Consider the following 12,347-nt stretch of genomic DNA (forward strand, 5'->3'; position numbering starts at 1 on the left):
TGGGAGGCGGGGCATGGCGACCTGCGGCTCCTGCGACAATGGACACAGGATAAGGCTGGGTGGCCTGGGACAAAAGCGATAAGATTGCTGCAACCTGTCAGGAAAACTCACAGATGACCCAAGTGCTTCCCCCCCTCAACGCCCTGCGCGCATTCGAGGCAGCCGCCCGCCTGCAAAGCGTCAGTCAGGCGGCAGAGCAGCTGCATGTCACCCATGGTGCGGTCAGTCGACAGCTCCGTGCGCTGGAGGAGCACCTCGGCGTGGCCTTGTTCGTCAAGGACGGGCGTGGCCTTAAACTCACAGATGCCGGGGTGCGCTTGCGCGATGTCAGCAGCGAGGCGTTTGAACGGCTGCGGGTGGTCTGCAGCGAACTGCAGCAGGGCCAGGCCGAGGCGCCATTCGTGTTGGCCTGCCCAGGCAGCCTGCTGGCGCGCTGGTTCATTCCGCGCCTGGATCGGCTCAATCGCGAGCTGCCGGAGTTGCGCCTGCAACTCTCGGCCAGCGAGGGTGAGCTGGATCCGCGGCGCGCCGGGGTCGACGCCACCCTGTGGTTTGCCGAGCCACCCTGGCCGGCGGACATGCAGGTGTTCGAGCTGGCGGTCGAGCACATAGGACCGGTCTTGAGTCCACGCTATGGGCGCTTTGCCGCGCTGCACCAGGCCCCCGCGGCGGCGTTGCTGGGCGAACCCTTGCTGCACACCAGCTCGCGTCCGCAAGCCTGGCCGAGCTGGGCGGCGAGCAATGGCCTGGATGCGGGCGCACTCAAGCTGGGCCAGGGTTTCGAGCATCTCTACTACCTGCTGGAGGCTGCCGCGGCTGGCCTGGGCGTGGCCATCGCTCCGCAACAACTGGTTGCCGACGATCTGGCGGCCGGGCGTCTGGTCGCGCCCTGGGGGTTCGTCGCAACCCCGGCCCGGCTGGCCTTGTGGGTCCCCGCGCGGCGCCTGGACAAGCGCGCGCAATGCCTGGCCGAGTGGCTGCGCGGCGAGTTGGCGGGCTAGGGTGGCACTTCGGTCGCCGTCTGAAGCGGTCATCGCCGGGCAAAGAGAAACCGCGTACTGCCGACTTATCGACTAGCGTTTAACTAGCCCCTCGAGGAGAAACCGCCATGTCTGATCACCACACCTACAAGAAAGTCGAAGTAGTCGGCTCTTCGCGCATCAGCAGCGATGATGCGATCAACAATGCCCTGGCCGAGTGCGCCAAATCGATCCGCAACCTGGAATGGTATGAAGTCCTGGAAAACCGCGGGCATATCGAAAACGGTAAGGTCGGCCACTATCAGGTGACCCTGAAGGTCGGTTTCCGCATCAGCGATAGCTGAGCAGGCCGTTCGCTTAACTGCCGCTCAACAATCCTTGAAAGGGCGTAACCCCTAGGCAATGGGGGCAGGGGCCTCATGACCACTGCCGCGTCCCGGATGGGCTTGGGGTTTATGCGGGTGACGAAATCCGGGTGGATGGGTAGCGTCTTCTCCACCCGATGCAGTCCTGGCGCATTGACATAGGCTCTGCCGCGCGCCCGTTGAGCGCAGGTGGTGCCTGCTGGCCGGTCGCGCCTGGACGCCGTAGAGTATGCCCCCACGCATTCCACTCGGGTGTCGACTCGCCTCGATAGACCGTACTCGAACAGGCAGGGGCAGATGAGCGCACTGGCAAAGACCAAGATTTCCACCCTCGATCTCGCACCGATCCGCGATGACGGCGGCCCCGAGCAGGCGCTGCATAACTCCCTGGCGTTGGCCCGGCATGTCGAGCGCCTCGGATTCACCCGCTTCTGGGTGGCCGAACACCACAACATGGACGGTATCGCCAGTTCGGCGACCGCGGTGCTGCTGGGCTACCTGGCCGCAGGGACTTCGACCCTTCGTGTCGGTTCCGGCGGGGTGATGTTGCCCAACCACGCGCCTTTGGTGATCGCCGAGCAGTTCGGCACTCTCGCCACCCTGTACCCGGGGCGCATCGACCTGGGCCTGGGGCGCGCGCCCGGCGCCGACCAGTTCACCGCCCATGCCCTGCGCCGCGAGCGCTCCGGCAGTGCCGATGACTTCCCCCGCGATGTCGAGGAATTGCAGGGCTATCTGGGCCCACGCACGCCGAATCAGCGGGTCATCGCCATGCCGGGCACAGGCACCAATGTGCCGATCTGGCTGCTTGGTTCCAGCCTGTTCAGCGCCCAGTTGGCGGGCGAGAAAGGCCTGCCCTATGCCTTCGCCTCGCACTTCGCGCCGCGCTACATGCACGAGGCAATTCGCGTCTACCGCAACCACTTCAAACCCTCGGCGGTGCTCGATGAGCCCTATGTGATGCTCGGTGTGCCCCTGATTGCGGCCGATAGCGATGAGCAAGCGGACTACCTGGCGACCTCGGCCTACCAGCGCATTCTCGCCTTGATCCGTGGCCACAGCCTGGTGCAGAAGGCGCCGGTCAAGAGCATGCAGGGTCTGTGGCTGCCCCACGAAAAAGAGGCCGTTGCCAGCTTCTTCGGCATGGCGGTGGTCGGCGGCCCGGAGAAAGTCCGTGCGCGCCTGGAGGTGCTGCTGGAGCAGACCGGGGCCGACGAGCTGATCTTCACCTGCGACCTCTACGACTTCGCCGACCGCTTGCGGGCCTTCGAGATCCTCGCCCAGCTGCGTGCCGGCTAAATCGCCGCGAACTTGTAGCGCCGATAGCTCTCTGAACGTTGTAGCCCTTACGCAATGGAGAGTTCAGATGAAAAAGACAGCATCGGCCCACTGGCAAGGCGGCCTCAAAGACGGCAAAGGCACTATTTCCACCCAGAGCGGTGCCTTGTCCAGCAGTCCCTATGGCTTCAATACACGCTTCGAGGATCAGCCAGGCACCAACCCTGAAGAGCTGATCGGCGCGGCCCATGCCGGCTGTTTTTCCATGGCCCTGTCCAAGGAACTGGGTGACGCCGGGATGACCGCCGAAAGCATCGAGACCAAGGCCGAGGTGACGCTGGACAAGGTCGACGGCGGCTTCGCCATAACCGCCGTGAACCTCAGCCTGCGCGCGAAGATTCCGGGTGCGGACCGGGCGGCCTTTGAGCAGGCGGTGGAAGCAGCCAAGAATGGTTGCCCGGTATCCAAGGTACTGAATGCCGAGATCACCCTGGAAGCCGTGCTCGACAGCTGAGCGGTGTAGACCGAGTGCGGCTCAAGGTGCGGCAAGCCACGCCTGGCCCACTCATCTGCATTGTACAGATATGCCAGTTCCCGCCGGTTCGGAATGCGGGATCGCGCTAGAACATGCCGCAGCGCAGTACCTTGGCCCTTGCCAGCACATTGCGTTGATCGTCGTAGAGCCAGGCCTGGGCGCTCATCGCCAGTGCCCGCGCTTCGATCCGGTAGTGCTGACCGGCGGCAAAGTCGTCGTAGCGCACGCGGATCTCGCAGGTGCGCTGAACCGGCTCGGTCATCAGGCTGCCGCCGCCCGGCACTTCGAAATGGTAGCGTGTGATCAGTTCGTGGGTGCCAGGGGTGATCTGGAAGTAGCGGCCATCGTTGACGCGCTTGCCGTCGAGTTCCTCGGCCATCAGCAGGTCGCTGGCGGTGGTGTACAGGTCGACCCAGGCCAGGCCGGGGTCGCGCGTCGGCAACGGCGAGGCACAGGCGCTAAGCATCAACAGGCCGACAATCAGGGCTGGATAACGCATGGGAGGCTCCACGGTTGATGTTATGCAATTAGCTTACGCCGATAGTGCGGATAGCAGCTGCAATGCGCTAGCTTGCTGGCTATGACCTATCGCATCGCTCACTCTTTTGTCGACCCCATCTGCCGGCGCTGGGTTCCGCTGCTGGCGGCCCTGCTGTTGCTCGGCGGTTGCGGCACCCTGGACTACTACGGCCACCTGGCTCGGGGGCAGATGCAGTTGCTTCAGGTGCGCAAACCGGTCGATGCCTTGCTGCATGACCCGCAAGTGGATCCAGGCCTGCAGCAACGCCTGATCCTGACTCAGCAGGCGCGCGACTTTGCCAGTACGGGGCTGGGCCTGCCGGATAACCGCAGCTACCGCCTGTATGCCGATATCCAGCGGCCTTTCGTGGTGTGGAACCTGTTCGCCACGGCGGAGTTTTCCGACCAGCCCGAGCTGCACTGCTTTCCCATCGCTGGCTGTGTGGCCTATCGCGGCTACTACAGCCTCGGCCGTGGCCGTGGCGCGGCGGCGCTGCTCAAGCAGCGCGGCTTCGACACCTACCTGGCCGGGATCGAGGCCTATTCCACCCTGGGCTGGTTCGACGACCCGATTCTCAGCAGCATGCTGCGCTGGAGCGATGAACGTCTGGTGGCGGTGATCTTCCACGAACTGGCCCACCAGCAACTGTATGTGGCCGGCGACACCGCGTTCAACGAATCCTTCGCAACCTTCGTCGAGCGCGAAGGGCTGCGCCAGTGGCAGCGGGCGCGCGGCTTGAATGCCGTCGGGCAACGCGAAGCCAAGCAGCACGAACAGTTCATCGCGCTGGTGCTGGCCAGCCGCGCGCGCCTGAAGCAGCTGTATGCCCGCGATCTGACCGCAGACGCCATGCGTGTCGCCAAGCAGGCCGAGTTCGAGCGTCTGCGCCAGGAGTACCGCGTCCTGCGTGAGCGCGAGTGGGGCGGTCGCGGCCGCTACGATGCCTGGGTCGCGGCGCCGCTGAACAATGCCAAACTGCTGCCGTTCGGCCTGTACGACAAGTGGGTACCGGCGTTCGCCGCCATCTTCGCCGAGGTCGGCGGCGATTGGCCGCGCTTCTACCAAAGGGGCGCGACCCTCGGCAAGTTGTCAGCCACGGCGCGCACTGCGGCCCTGCAAACCTTGGCCAAAGCCCGCTAGAACTTGCTGTACCGCGCGCCAGTCAAACGCAGGAGAGTTTCGCAACAGCAAGGGGATGCACGATGAACCGATGGACAGTGATGGTGCTGCTCGGGTTGCTCGGCAGCATTGCATGGGCGGCGCCCAAACCCTGCGAGGAACTGAAGCAGGAGATCGAAGTGAAGATCCAGGCCGCTGGCGTTTCCAGCTACACCCTGGAGATCGTCGACAACGACGAGGTGCAGGATCAGAGCATGGTGGTCGGCAGCTGCGACGGCGGTACGCGGAAGATCATCTACCAGAAGAACGGCTCAGCGCTGGAGCCGCCGCGGATACCATCTGCGCCTCAGTGAGCAAGCCGGGTGTGGACGTTTGACGCCGATCCGGTCGGCAAAACTGCATAACCGAGAAGCCATCGGCTAAGCGCCCCCAATCTGCGCGGCCCGCCCCATCTGGAAGTGCAGCTCAGGCTTGGAAAGCCCGGCGCAGCTCGTCCAGGGTCTGAAAGTGATAGGTTGGCGCCTCGGCCTGCAACTCTTCGCGGCTGCCGAAGCCATAGCCCACCGCCGCCGCGTCCAGGCCATTGCGCCGCGCACCGATCAAGTCGTGCTTGCGGTCGCCGATCATCAACGCGCTGTCCGCCGCCAAGCGTTCCTGCTCGAGCAGATGGGCAATCAGCTCGACCTTGTCGGTGCGCGTGCCGTCCAGTTCGCTGCCGTAGATCACTGCGAAGTGTCGGGCGAAATCGAAATGGCGGGCAATTTCCACGGCAAATACCGCCGGCTTGCTGGTGGCGATATACAGGGTCCGCTGCTGCGTCAGCAACAGCTCAAGCAGCTCGCCCACGCCGTCGAACAGGCGATTCTCATACAACCCGACCTCGCGAAAGCGCTCGCGGTAATGATGCACCGCCTGCCAGGCCGTGGCCTCGTCGAAGGCATAGGTCTGCATGAAACACTGCAACAGCGGCGGCCCGATGAAGTGCTCCAGCGCCTGCAGATCGGGTTCGTCGATGCCCAACTGTGCCAGCGCATGCTGCACCGAACGGGTAATGCCTTCACGCGGATCGGTCAGGGTGCCGTCGAGGTCGAAGAGGATGTGCTGGTGGTGCATGCCGCCCCGCTGCATCAGCTGGTATAGCCTTCCATCAGGTGCTGATCCTTCAGGCGTACATAGTTGTCGGCGCTGTAGCGGAAATAGCTGCGTTCCTTTTCGGTTAGCTCGCGGGCTTTTTTCGCCGGGCTGCCGACGTACAGGTAGCCGCTTTCCAGGTGGCTGCCGGGAGTGACCAGGCTGCCGGCGCCGAGCACCACTTCCTCGTCGATCACCGCGCCATCCATGATGATGCTGCCCATGCCGATCAGCACCCGGCTGGCGATGTTGCAGCCGTGCAGGGTGACGTTATGGCCGATGGTCACATCGTCGCCGATATTCAGCGGGTAGCCGCGCGGGTTGAAGGGCCCGGCGTGGGTGATGTGCAGCACGCTGCCGTCCTGGATGCTGGTGCGCTCGCCGATGCGGATGCTGTGCATGTCGCCACGGATCACCACCAGCGGCCAGATTGAACTGTCGGAGCCGATTTCTACATCGCCGAGCACCACGGCGGAGCTATCGACGAATACCCGTTCGTCGAGCAGCGGAGTGAACTGCTGGTAACTGCGGATTGCCACGATGGGAGTCTCCCGAGCTGGTTTATGCATGAGTGTAATCAACTCTGACCGATAACGCCGGTCTGGCGAGCGTAACCGTTCGCCAGAAACTGATGACTCAAGGCCATTGCACTGGCAGAATTCGGCAAAAAGCTTCCTCCCAGTTGCCGGAGGGACACGTAGCCGCAAGGTCAGGTTTTCGATGGTGGTGGGGGATCTATTGAGCGTAAAGGCGCTGGCCTGGCGCATCCTGGCCGGCTTGTCGCTCTGGCTGTGTCTCGGGCTGGTTCAGGCCGAGGCAAGTACCCTGGTTGCGCCAGGACAGGGCGAGATGGTCAACCTGGCGCCCCATCTGCAGTTGCTCGAGGATCCCAGTGGTCAGCTCAGCCTGGAGCAGGTCCAGGCCCTCGAGTTCCGCGACAATCAGGCCGAGTCGGCCAACTTCGGCTTCAGCCATTCGGCCTGGTGGGTGCGGGTGCGCCTGAGTAATCCCTCCGCGCAAATCCGCCACCTGATGCTGCGCCAGGACTATCCGCTGATCGACTGGCTCGAGTTCTGGAGCCCTCAACCAGATGGCAGCTGGCAGGTGCGCAACACTGGCGACCGGCGGCCATTCGCCAGCCGCGAGATCCACCATCGCGATTTCATCTTCAGCCTGGACCTGCCGCCTTACAGTGAACAGACCTATTACCTGCGCTATGCCTCGGCCGGGCCGATCAACATCGGCCTGGGCCTGTCCTCGGCGCAGACACTGTTCGAGCGTATTAGCCTGGAGCAGCTGGCCTACGGCTTCTACTACGGCGCCTTTCTGTCGCTGGTGCTGTACAACCTGTTCATGTTTCTGGTGGTGCGCGACCGGGCGTTCTTCTTCTACCTGTTGTATGTCAGCTGCTACGGCCTGTACATGGCCGTGCACAACGGCCTGAGCTACCAGTTCCTCTGGCCGGACAGCCCGCGCCTGGCCAACGACAGCCTGTTGCTGCTGCTCGGCCTGTCGCTGCTCTGGGCCCTGCAGTTCGCCCGCGGCATCCTCGCCACCCGCCAGCTGGCACCGCGCCTGGATCGGCTCAGCCAGTTGCTGCAGGGCCTGTGCGTCCTACTGATGCTGGGCATTTCCGAGTTCAGCTATGGCCAGCTGATCCAGCCGTTTGCCGGGTTGACCCTGGTCATCACCCTGCAGTTGCTGCTGCTCGGTGTGGTCGCGCTGCTGGCCGGTGCACGCCCGGCCCGCTACTACCTGCTGGCTTGGTCCGCGTTGTTGGTTGGGGTGGTGATCTACATGCTGAAGACGTTCGGCTGGTTGCCGCACAATATGCTGACGCAGAATGCCTTCCAGCTCGGCTCGCTGATCGAGATGGTGCTGCTGTCGCTGGCCCTCGGTAGCCGGGTGCGCGAGTTGAAGCGCAGCAGTTATCTGGACGCCCTGACCGGCCTGTGCAATCGCCGCCACTTCGACAGTCAGATGCACAAGGAGCTGCAGGTGGCACGTCAGCTCGGCCGGCCGCTCAGCCTGTTGCTGCTGGACATCGACCACTTCAAGCGCTTCAACGACAACCACGGCCATCAGGCCGGCGACCGCGCCTTGCAGAAGGTGGCGCGGCTGCTGCAATGCGAGGTGCGCAAGCCATTCATTGCCTGCCGCCACGGTGGCGAGGAATTCGCCGTGATCATGCCCAACAGCAGCGCGGCGGAAGCCACGGTGCTGGCCGAGCGCTTGCGCCGCGAACTGGCCAACCTGGTCCAGGGGGATACGCCCCTGACCCTGAGCATCGGCCTGGCCAGCCTGGCCGATGGTCCCTTCGAACACCCGGAACAGCTCTTCGCCGCTGCCGATGAGGCGCTCTATGCCGCCAAGCGTGGTGGCCGCGACCAGTTGGTGTGTTACCAGGGCTAGCGTCGCGGCCGGGGGCGCGGCGATGTGCCGCCGCCAGGTCAATCGCGCCGATAGAGCGCTTTGCTGCGGCTGCGGGCCTGGCTTGTATTAAGATAGCGGCCATTACGGCGCGTTCGACGCCGCCCGAATTAGCCAAGGTGCCACCGTGACTGCGAACAATCCGCTGCTTCAAGATTTCGACCTGCCGCCCTACTCCGCCATTCGCCCGGAGCACGTCGAGCCGGCCATCGATAGCATTCTCGCCGACAACCGTGCGGCCATCGCCGACCTGCTCAGCCGCCAGGCCGACCAGCCGAGTTGGGACGGGCTGGTGCTGGCGCTCGACGAATTGAATGATCGTCTTGGCCGCGCCTGGAGCCCGGTCAGCCATCTCAATGCGGTGTGCAACAACGCCGAATTGCGTGCGGCCTATGAGACCTGCCTGCCCAAGCTGTCCGAGTACTCGACCGAGCTGGGCCATAACCGTGCGCTGTACGAGGCCTACCATGCCTTGGCCGCGAGCCCCGAGGCGGCTGGGTTCGATGTTGCCCAGCAGACCATCCTCAAGCACAGCCTGCGCGACTTTCACCTGTCCGGCATCGACCTGCCCGAGGCCGAGAAGCAACGCTTCGGCGCCATTCAAAGCAAGCTCTCCGAGCTGGGCAGCCGCTTCTCCAACCAGCTGCTCGATGCCACCCAGGCCTGGAGCAAGCAGGTCAGCAGCGAGGCGGCGCTGGCCGGCCTGACCGATTCGGCCAAGGCGCAGATGGCCCAGGCGGCCGAGGCCAAGGACCTGGACGGCTGGCTGATCAGCCTGGAATTTCCCAGCTATTTCGCGGTGATGACCTACGCCGACGACCGCGCCCTGCGCGAAGAGGTGTATGCCGCTTATTGCACTCGCGCCTCCGATCAGGGGCCGAATGCCGGCCAGCACGATAACAGCCCGGTGATGTTGGAAATCCTCGCCTTGCGCCAGGAACTGGCCAAGCTGCTCGGTTTCGCCAACTACGCCGAGCTGAGCCTGGCGAGCAAGATGGCCGAATCCACCGACCAGGTGCTGCACTTCCTGCGTGACCTGGCGGTGCGCAGCAAGCCGTTCGCCGCCCAGGACCTGGCCGAGCTGCAGGCCTTCGCGGCCGAGCAAGGTTGCAGCGACCTGCAAAGCTGGGATGTCGGCTACTACAGCGAGAAGCTGCGCGAGCAGCGCTACAGCATTTCCCAGGAAATCCTCCGCGCCTACTTCCCCATCGACAAGGTGCTGGGCGGCCTGTTCGCCATCGTCGAGAAGCTCTATGGCATCCAGATCGAGGAGCTGTCCGGGTTCGACGCCTGGCACCCGGATGTACGCCTGTTCGAGATCAAGGAGCACGGCGAGCATGTCGGGCGCTTCTTCTTCGACCTCTACGCTCGCGCCAACAAGCGCGGTGGCGCCTGGATGGACGGCGCCCGCGACAAGCGGCGCAGCGCCTCGGGCAAGCTGATCAGCCCGGTGGCCAACCTGGTGTGCAATTTCACCCCGGCGGTGGGCGACAAGCCGGCGCTGTTGACCCACGACGAAGTCACCACCCTGTTCCACGAATTCGGCCACGGCCTGCATCACCTGCTGACCCGGGTCGAGCATGCTGGCGCCTCGGGGATCAATGGTGTGGCCTGGGATGCGGTCGAGCTGCCGAGCCAGTTCATGGAGAACTGGTGCTGGGAGCCCGAAGGCCTGGCGCTGATTTCCGGTCACTACCAAACTGGCGACGCCCTGCCGCAGAACCTGCTGGACAAGATGCTGGCGGCGAAAAACTTCCAGTCCGGCCTGATGATGGTGCGTCAGCTGGAGTTCAGCCTGTTCGACTTCGAACTGCACGCCACTCACGGCGACGGCCGCAGTGTGCTCGAGGTACTCGAAGGCATCCGCGACGAAGTCTCGGTGCTGCGCCCGCCGGCCTACAACCGCTTCCCCAACAGCTTTGCGCATATCTTCGCCGGCGGTTACGCGGCCGGTTACTACAGCTACAAATGGGCCGAAGTGCTCTCGGCGGATGCCTTCTCGCGCTTCGAGGAAGAAGGCGTGTTCAACCGCGACACCGGTCGCGCCTTCCGCGAGGCGATCCTCGCCCGCGGCGGTTCCCAGGAACCGATGGAGTTGTTCGTCGACTTCCGCGGCCGCGAGCCGAGCATCGACCCGCTGCTGCGGCATCTGGGCCTGAGCCAGGAGGCCGCATGAGCGACGTGCCTAAGGTAAGCAAGAGGCGCTTTATCGCCGGCGCCGTGTGCCCGGCGTGCAGCGAGATGGACAAGATCCAGATGTGGGACGAAGACGGCGTACCGCACCGCGAATGCGTGGGCTGCGGTTACGCCGACACCCTGGATGCGCGCGGCAACTCGGTGCCCAGGGAGCTGCCGACTCGGGTCAACGTCAGCGCACTGAAGCCCAAGGCTGCCAATCCCAAGGTGCAGGCGGTGCAGTTCTTTCCCAATCCCAAGCTGAAGAAGCCGACCGAGTAAACCCGCAGGGGCTAACCGCTGCTGTCACCCGGCGACGCAGTTTGCCAGGTGTTGGCTTCGTCGCTGACGCCCAGCGTCACGGGCGGCGTGCCCAGGCACCAGCCAGGGAGCGATGAACGCGATGGCGGATGGTCAGCGGCTGCCACAGGCCGTGCCCATGATCATGGGGTCGACGGCCTGGACCGGCAGGCGACGGCTGGTACTTGGTGATCAGGCAGAATAACTGTACTTATATACAGTATTCTGCCGGAGTCGCTCCATGTCTGTTTCCCTGCCGCCGCGCGGTCGCGGTACCGCCAGCAACCCGCATAACCGCTTCGCGCCGACCCGTTCGGTGGCCGAGGATGACGGCTGGTATCAGGACGAGACGCCGCCGTCGCGCGCCACCGAGGTGCGCAGCGAGATGGCCAAGAGCGTCATCACCCGCAACAACTCGCCGGATGTCGGTTTCGACCGGTCGGTAAATCCCTATCGGGGCTGCGAGCATGGCTGCATCTACTGTTTCGCCCGGCCCAGCCACGCTTACTGGGATATGTCGCCGGGCATCGATTTCGAAACCCGGTTGATCGCCAAGACCAACCTGGCCAGCCGCCTGGAAGAGCAACTGCAGAAACCCGGCTACGTACCGCAGCCGATCGCCCTGGGCATCAACACCGATGCCTACCAGCCGATCGAGCGCGAGCAGCGCCTGACCCGCCAGGCCCTGGAAATTCTCCTGCGCTACAAGCATCCGCTGCACATCATTACCAAGGGTTCGCTGATCCTGCGCGACCTCGATCTGCTCAGCGAGCTGGCCAGTCAGCGCCTGGTCAGCGTGGCCTTCAGCCTGACCACCCTCGACGACGAACTGAAACGCATCATGGAGCCGCGCGCCGCTTCGCCGGGGGCACGCCTGCGCGCCATGCGCACGCTGCACGAGGCCGGGGTGCCGGTCGGGGTGATCTGTGCGCCGATGATTCCGCTGATCAACGACAGCGAGCTGGAGCGCCTGCTTGAGGCCGCCCGCGATGCCGGCGCAGGCTCGGCCGGCTATGTGCTGCTGCGCCTGCCGCTGGAAATCGCCGGGCTGTTCGAGCAATGGCTGCAGGCGCACTTTCCCGAGCGCGCCGCCCATGTCATGAGCCTGATCCGCCAGTCGCGCGGCGGCAAGAACTATGACAGCCGCTTCGGCAGCCGCATGCGCGGCGAAGGCCCGTTCGCCGAACTGCTGGCCCAGCGCTTTCGCCTCGCCAGTCGCAAGCTGGGCCTGGATCGCCGTGACACCCAGGGCCTGGACTGCTCGCAGTTCTGCCCGCCGGGGGCGCAGCTGAGCCTGCTCTGAATACTGGGAGGTTATGAGCCGACGGTTTCCTGCGGCCGCCTGCAGATGCCCGCGGTTAATCGTGCACTGGAACGCGAATTGCTTTTGATCGAACAGGAGATCTGGCCGGCCGCCATTGTCCGGGTTCGCAGTGACCCAGGGTGCGCGTCGAGTGTCCAGTTAAGGTGCGCAATCACTGGCCTGAGGTGTTGGCTGCGCCAGGAGGATGCGC

At 64.4% G+C, this 12,347-nt stretch carries 13 protein-coding genes; 10 read left to right on the forward strand and 3 right to left on the reverse strand.

Annotation, left to right across the window (positions count from 1 at the left end; genetic code table 11):
* Window positions 1-113: 113 nt before the first annotated feature.
* The 4 genes from LJY18_RS06360 (at window position 114) to LJY18_RS06375 (ending at window position 3,137) form a co-directional block, all read left to right on the forward strand.
* Window positions 114-1,001, forward strand: a complete 888-nt coding sequence (locus LJY18_RS06360) for a LysR family transcriptional regulator (protein ID WP_238040934.1) — start codon at window positions 114-116, stop codon at window positions 999-1,001.
* Between the two features lie 107 nt (window positions 1,002-1,108).
* Window positions 1,109-1,324: a dodecin gene (locus tag LJY18_RS06365; protein ID WP_238040935.1), complete on the forward strand. Its 216-nt coding sequence runs from the start codon at window positions 1,109-1,111 to the stop codon at window positions 1,322-1,324.
* A gap of 318 nt (window positions 1,325-1,642) precedes the next feature.
* A complete protein-coding gene (locus LJY18_RS06370) occupies window positions 1,643-2,644 on the forward strand; it encodes an LLM class flavin-dependent oxidoreductase (protein WP_238040936.1) in 1,002 nt (333 codons plus the stop codon).
* Window positions 2,645-2,711: 67 nt separating this feature from the next.
* Window positions 2,712-3,137 (forward strand): OsmC family protein, encoded by a 426-nt coding sequence (locus tag LJY18_RS06375; RefSeq protein WP_238040937.1) that lies wholly within the window; start codon window positions 2,712-2,714, stop codon window positions 3,135-3,137.
* 106 nt (window positions 3,138-3,243) lie between these two features.
* On the opposite strand, the gene LJY18_RS06380 is transcribed toward LJY18_RS06375, so the two are convergent.
* Window positions 3,244-3,657 carry a PA0061/PA0062 family lipoprotein gene (locus LJY18_RS06380; protein ID WP_238040938.1) on the reverse strand — a complete coding sequence of 138 codons (414 nt, stop codon included), beginning with the start codon at window positions 3,655-3,657 and terminating at the stop codon, window positions 3,244-3,246.
* A gap of 81 nt (window positions 3,658-3,738) precedes the next feature.
* Here LJY18_RS06380 and LJY18_RS06385 point away from each other — a divergent pair, with 81 nt between their 5' ends.
* The gene (locus LJY18_RS06385; RefSeq protein WP_238040939.1) at window positions 3,739-4,818 is read left to right on the forward strand and encodes an aminopeptidase; all 1,080 of its coding nucleotides are present in this window, start codon (window positions 3,739-3,741) and stop codon (window positions 4,816-4,818) included.
* Between the two features lie 62 nt (window positions 4,819-4,880).
* Window positions 4,881-5,150, forward strand: a complete 270-nt coding sequence (locus LJY18_RS06390; protein WP_238040940.1) for a DUF1161 domain-containing protein — start codon at window positions 4,881-4,883, stop codon at window positions 5,148-5,150.
* A gap of 112 nt (window positions 5,151-5,262) precedes the next feature.
* Here LJY18_RS06390 and LJY18_RS06395 read toward each other — a convergent pair whose 3' ends face one another.
* Both LJY18_RS06395 and LJY18_RS06400 read right to left on the reverse strand, forming a co-directional pair.
* On the reverse strand, window positions 5,263-5,910 hold the full coding sequence (locus LJY18_RS06395) for an HAD hydrolase-like protein (protein ID WP_238040941.1): 648 nt from the start codon (window positions 5,908-5,910) through the stop codon (window positions 5,263-5,265).
* A 14-nt stretch (window positions 5,911-5,924) separates the two neighbouring features.
* The gene (locus LJY18_RS06400) at window positions 5,925-6,467 is read right to left on the reverse strand and encodes a gamma carbonic anhydrase family protein (protein WP_238040942.1); all 543 of its coding nucleotides are present in this window, start codon (window positions 6,465-6,467) and stop codon (window positions 5,925-5,927) included.
* Window positions 6,468-6,666: 199 nt separating this feature from the next.
* On the opposite strand from LJY18_RS06400, the gene LJY18_RS06405 reads away from it, so the two are divergent.
* The 4 genes from LJY18_RS06405 to LJY18_RS06420 all read left to right on the forward strand — a co-directional run bounded on the left by LJY18_RS06405 (window position 6,667) and on the right by LJY18_RS06420 (window position 12,136).
* The gene (locus LJY18_RS06405; protein ID WP_238040943.1) at window positions 6,667-8,340 is read left to right on the forward strand and encodes a diguanylate cyclase; all 1,674 of its coding nucleotides are present in this window, start codon (window positions 6,667-6,669) and stop codon (window positions 8,338-8,340) included.
* 145 nt (window positions 8,341-8,485) lie between these two features.
* The gene (gene prlC, locus LJY18_RS06410; RefSeq protein ID WP_238040944.1) at window positions 8,486-10,534 is read left to right on the forward strand and encodes an oligopeptidase A; all 2,049 of its coding nucleotides are present in this window, start codon (window positions 8,486-8,488) and stop codon (window positions 10,532-10,534) included.
* Window positions 10,531-10,815, forward strand: coding sequence for a YheV family putative zinc ribbon protein (locus LJY18_RS06415; RefSeq protein ID WP_238040945.1), 285 nt, complete (start codon window positions 10,531-10,533; stop codon window positions 10,813-10,815). The genes prlC and LJY18_RS06415 overlap by 4 nt, the downstream gene beginning before the upstream one ends.
* Before the next feature lie 259 nt (window positions 10,816-11,074).
* The gene (locus LJY18_RS06420; RefSeq protein WP_238040946.1) at window positions 11,075-12,136 is read left to right on the forward strand and encodes a PA0069 family radical SAM protein; all 1,062 of its coding nucleotides are present in this window, start codon (window positions 11,075-11,077) and stop codon (window positions 12,134-12,136) included.
* Window positions 12,137-12,347: the final 211 nt, after the last annotated feature.

The organism is Pseudomonas sp. MMS21 TM103, from assembly GCF_022132145.1.
GTDB lineage: Bacteria > Pseudomonadota > Gammaproteobacteria > Pseudomonadales > Pseudomonadaceae > Aquipseudomonas.

Excerpts from the sequence above, each read along its gene's own strand:
- LJY18_RS06415 (WP_238040945.1), top strand. The coding sequence starts at position 10,531 with ATGAGCGACGTGCCTAAGGTAAGCAAGAGGCGCTTTATCGCCGGCGCC.
- LJY18_RS06385 (WP_238040939.1), top strand. The coding sequence starts at position 3,739 with ATGACCTATCGCATCGCTCACTCTTTTGTCGACCCCATCTGCCGGCGC.
- LJY18_RS06365 (WP_238040935.1), top strand. The coding sequence starts at position 1,109 with ATGTCTGATCACCACACCTACAAGAAAGTCGAAGTAGTCGGCTCTTCG.
- LJY18_RS06360 (WP_238040934.1), top strand. The coding sequence starts at position 114 with ATGACCCAAGTGCTTCCCCCCCTCAACGCCCTGCGCGCATTCGAGGCA.
- LJY18_RS06390 (WP_238040940.1), top strand. The coding sequence starts at position 4,881 with ATGAACCGATGGACAGTGATGGTGCTGCTCGGGTTGCTCGGCAGCATT.
- LJY18_RS06375 (WP_238040937.1), top strand. The coding sequence starts at position 2,712 with ATGAAAAAGACAGCATCGGCCCACTGGCAAGGCGGCCTCAAAGACGGC.
- LJY18_RS06380 (WP_238040938.1), bottom strand. The coding sequence starts at position 3,657 with ATGCGTTATCCAGCCCTGATTGTCGGCCTGTTGATGCTTAGCGCCTGT.
- LJY18_RS06370 (WP_238040936.1), top strand. The coding sequence starts at position 1,643 with ATGAGCGCACTGGCAAAGACCAAGATTTCCACCCTCGATCTCGCACCG.
- LJY18_RS06395 (WP_238040941.1), bottom strand. The coding sequence starts at position 5,910 with ATGCACCACCAGCACATCCTCTTCGACCTCGACGGCACCCTGACCGAT.
- LJY18_RS06420 (WP_238040946.1), top strand. The coding sequence starts at position 11,075 with ATGTCTGTTTCCCTGCCGCCGCGCGGTCGCGGTACCGCCAGCAACCCG.